General features: G+C 51.7%; 1 protein-coding gene. It reads left to right on the top strand.

The genetic code is table 11. From position 1 onward, the window contains the following. Positions 1-501, top strand: a 501-nt coding sequence (locus EZI54_RS24040) for a hypothetical protein (protein WP_207389357.1), incomplete at its 5' end; no start/stop codon positions are given. Between the last annotated feature and the right edge of the window lie 93 nt (positions 502-594).

A 594-nucleotide genomic window follows, 5' to 3' on the forward strand; every position in this document is an offset into this window, starting at 1 on the left:
GCGGCCAGGGCGACTTTGGATTTGAATGATGCGCTGTATTGCTTGCGTTTCTTGCTCATGATTCTCCTCCTTGTGGAGATGATGAATCAGAGCTCAGGCACCTGTCCAAATTTCGGGGTCCACTTCATAGGTCCCGGCATGGAAGGGAACTACGCGGTTATTCGAGATCAGCAAGGGCGTGTCCTGGCGAATTCGGCATCGGTCGCCGGGTATGGAGGCGATGTTCCCAAGGGGGCCGTTCAAGTGGAGGTCATCTCTGCCCACAAAAACAGTATGGCAGCGCGGTACTCCCAAGGTATCCGGAATAAGGTAGCCAGTGCAGCGTTGCGTTGGGCGCCGCCAGCGATGTTGGGAATATTTACTTTTAATACAGTTACAGCGGTGGATTATATGCTCGACAGCTCCACCAAAGAAGGTGCAGCTCAATATGTAAAGTCTCTCACCGGGCTTGGGTATAGCGTTTCTAAGGAGACTCTGAATAAGTCTCGAAATCAGCGATAATACGGCCTTCGTCAACCGCAAAGAATTCATTGTTGCCATGGATCAGATCACCTTCTCCGAAGCCGAATACCAGATCAAGAAGCGCAAGACCCG

Source organism: Marinobacter halodurans (genome assembly GCF_004327985.1).
In the GTDB taxonomy this organism is placed as follows: domain Bacteria; phylum Pseudomonadota; class Gammaproteobacteria; order Pseudomonadales; family Oleiphilaceae; genus Marinobacter_A; species Marinobacter_A halodurans.